Annotated in this window: 2 protein-coding genes; both read left to right on the forward strand. The window is 75.3% G+C overall.

All coding sequences use genetic code 11. From position 1 onward, the window contains the following. Positions 1-121 precede the first annotated feature (121 nt). Entirely contained in the window at positions 122-3,202 is a 3,081-nt protein-coding gene (locus HG543_RS52475) for an MG2 domain-containing protein (protein WP_169352492.1), read from the forward strand. Further along, positions 3,199-3,418 (forward strand): hypothetical protein (locus HG543_RS52480; protein ID WP_169352493.1); only part of this gene is annotated, 220 nt, incomplete at its 3' end. The genes HG543_RS52475 and HG543_RS52480, both read left to right, overlap by 4 nt.

Here is a 3,418-nt window from a genome sequence, read left to right on the forward strand (position 1 = left end):
TTCGTCGGCAGCGTCAGAGGTGTATAAGAGACAACCCTAGCTCACCGTTACAGCCCCGTGAAAATCGGGTACCGGGCAGGGAAGGTCTTTCCCGGCATAGAGTGCGGAAAGGGGAGGAAATATGACAATCCGCAACCGCCGGCTGCTGGCCGGAGGGCTCGCCGCGCTCCTCGTGGGAGGCACGCTGGCCGTGGCCTCCTGGGACGTGTGCCTGTCGGCGTGGGTGCTGCACGGGGTGGAGGTGCCGCGCTGCCCGGACGGGCGGTTCCGCCAGACGGTGGGGCTGAACGCCCACGGACTGTCGCGCGGCCTCGCCGGCCCCGTGTTCGTGTGGGCCGAGGCGCAGGCCCCCGATGCGCTCGGCGGCATGCTGAAGGGCCGCGTCGGGCGCGGCACCGCGGAGCTGTTCCTGGTGGACGCGGACGGGAAGCAGACGCCGCTGCCCCCGGAGAAGGAGCACCCCTGGGGGCGGGAGGACGGCCTCGCGCTGATGGCGCGGGTGGCGCTGCCCCAGGTGCCGGACGGGGACTACACGCTGCGCGCCCGCGTCAGCACGCCGCTGGGCACGGACACGGTGGACGCGGCGCTTCCTTTATATGCGCCCGCGCGCGTGCACGTGCTGACGGACCGGCCGCTGTACGAGCCGGGCAACGAGGTGCGCTTCCGCGCGGTGGTGCTGCGCGCGAAGGACTTGTCGCCGCTGGACGGCCGGCCCGGCACGTGGCGGGTGAAGGACCCGTCCGGCGAGGTGGTGCTGGAGGAGCGCGCGCCGGCGGGCCCGTGGGGCGTGGTGGCCGGCGGCTTCCCGTTGGACCGCGGCGCCGCCACGGGCATGTGGACGGTGAGCTGGACGAGCGGCAACGCGCAGGCGGAGGCGCGCTTCACGGTGGAGCCCTTCACCCTGCCGCGCTTCCGCGTGGACGTCGGCAGCCCCCGGCCCTTCTGGCGGGCCGGTGAGACGCCGGAGGTGGAAGGGCAGGTGGTGTACAGCTCGGGCGCGCCGGTGGAGGGCGCGGACGTGGAGCTGGGCTGGAGACACTCGGGGGACTGGCCGCCGCCGACGGAATGGCTGTCCGGTGGAGGGCTGCCCGAGCGCGCGCGCACCGACGCCGCCGGCCGCTTCCGCCTGGTGCTGCCGCGCGTGCCCATGGACCTGCGCGGCAACACGCGGCTGACGGCCGCCGTCGTCGCGAAGGACGCGGCCGGGGACCGGGTGGAGGGCGGGGTGTCGCTGCTCCTGGCCGAGGACGCGCTCGCGGTGTCCTCGGTAACGGAGCTGGAGGGCGGGCTGGTGGCGGGCTTCAACAACCGCGTCTACCTGCGCGCCACCACCGCGGACGGCCGGGTGCTGCCCCGCACGGAATTGACGGTGAAGCGCGCGTGGGACGCCCGCGACGAGGGCGTGCGCGCGGTGACGGACGAGGATGGCGTGGCCGCCTTCCAGCTGGACCCGGGGCCGCCCGTCAACGTGGTGGTGCCGCCCATGCCGGTGCGCCGCCCGCCGCCGCCCCCGCCCGTGGCGCTGGCCGGGCTGAGGGACCTGCTGGCCGACGAGGGCGAGGCCTCCCTGGAGGACCAGCTCGCGGTGGAGCGCTGGCTGCCGTCGCTCTTCCCGTGCGCGCGCTTCGTCACGCCGGACGATGGCTCCCAGGAGGTGGTGCTGGGCCTGCGCGTGGGCGCGGGGGGCGCGGTGGCGGACGTGGCGGGCGCGGAAGGAGCGGGGCCTCTGGTGACGTGCGTGGCTTCGGCGCTGCGCTCGCGCGGGCTGCCCGCCGGGCGGGAGCGCCTGCTGCGGCTGGAGCTGGGCGTGACGGACCCGGGCCTGCCCCGGCTGGAGGTGGAGGTGGAGGAGGCCGTGGGGGATGGCGCCCTGGTGACGGACGTGCTGGACACGGCGGCGCGGGATGCTCGCGGGTGCCTGCCCCGGAACCTGGAGGTGGAGGCGCCGCTGCCGGTCGCGCTGAGCTGGCGGCTGGGGAGGACGGTACCGGAGGTGGCGGCGTCGTGGGTAACGCTGCCGAAGCAGGAGGGCGCGCTGCCGGCGTCGGTGCTGCCCTGCCTCCAGGAGAAGTTCGGCCGGCTGCGGCTGTCTCCGGCGATGGAGAAGCTGGAGCGCTTCGAGGCGCTGGGCGTGGCGCGCTTCACCGCGTACCCGACGGGCGCCAGCGGGGAGGACGGGCCGGCGCAGGCCACCGTCTTCCTGGGCTACGAGCTGAAGGTGAGCGCGAAGGACGCGGGCGACACGAAGCTGGTGCTGCGCCCGGCGCAGCTGCCGGCCACGCGCATGCGGGCCACGCCGGTGCTGGCGCGCGCGCGGGAGGAGGTGCGCATCGACCTGATGCGCGGCCCCGGGTACGTGGACCCGTTGCCGGAGACGCTGGTGCTCCAGGCGGGCGCCACGCGGCTGGAGTCGAAAATCGACAAGGGCTCGCGCACGGCGCGCTTCCAGCTGCCGGCGGACTTCGAGGGCTGGGCCGAGGCGCAGTGGGCGGGCGCGGTGGCGCGGGTGTACGTGGCGCCGCGCGCGCAGCTGTCGCTGGAGGTGTCGCCGGAGAAGCCGGCCTACGCGCCGGGCGAGCTGGCCCGCCTCCAGGTGCGCACGTGGGTGGACGGCAAGGAGGGCCCGGCGGCGGTGGGCCTCTTCGGCGTGGACGAGACGCTGGGGCAGCTGGCGCCACTGCCGGGGGCGGAGTCGCTGGGCAGCGTGCGGCCCGCGCCCACGGTGGCCACGCCGGCCTTCGGCGTGCTGGACGGACAGGCGCTGGCCATGGGGCGCATCCGCGGCGCCAACGCGGCGGCGGCGGCGCTGCTGCGCGTGAGCGAAGTGCCGCAGCGCGAGGACGCCGAGCCGTGGGTCTCGGTGAACGCGACGAGTCCCTTCCAGCCGGACGCGGAGCTGACGGAGCCCTTCTACGCGGTGCTCGCGGAGCTGCACGCGCAGGTGCGCGCCTGGGAGGAGAAGGCCCCCGAGGGACAGACGCTGGACCCGGCGCAGCTGGCGAAGCTGTGGGAGGGCGCGCTGGCGGCGTGTGAGAAGCGCGGCGAGAAGGTGACGGATGCCTTCGGCCGCCGGCTGCGGCTGTCGCGGCTGCCGGAGGACCTGCTGGCCCTCACCGACCCGCGGGCGGTGGTGACGAGCGGGACGCGGCTGCCGGAGGACGTGGAGAACTGGAACGCGTGGGTCGCCCGGGAGGAGCCATGAAGCGCACGGTCATCGTGGGGGCGGTGGGCGTCCTCGCGGGAATCATCCTGACGTTGATGGTGGTGATGGGGCTCGCCGCCGACTTCGAGCCGCGGACGGGTGAGCTGGCGGCGCTGCGACTGAAGGAGACGAGCGCCTTCGGCGCGGATGACGCCGTGGCCGCGGCGCCCGCGGCGCCCCCGATGGAGATGATGGAGGAAGCGGAGGGTGGGGGGC

Source organism: Pyxidicoccus fallax, from assembly GCF_012933655.1.
In the GTDB taxonomy this organism is placed as follows: domain Bacteria; phylum Myxococcota; class Myxococcia; order Myxococcales; family Myxococcaceae; genus Myxococcus; species Myxococcus fallax.

Coding starts and splice junctions, on each gene's coding strand:
- HG543_RS52475 (WP_169352492.1), top strand. CDS start 122: ATGACAATCCGCAACCGCCGGCTGCTGGCCGGAGGGCTCGCCGCGCTC.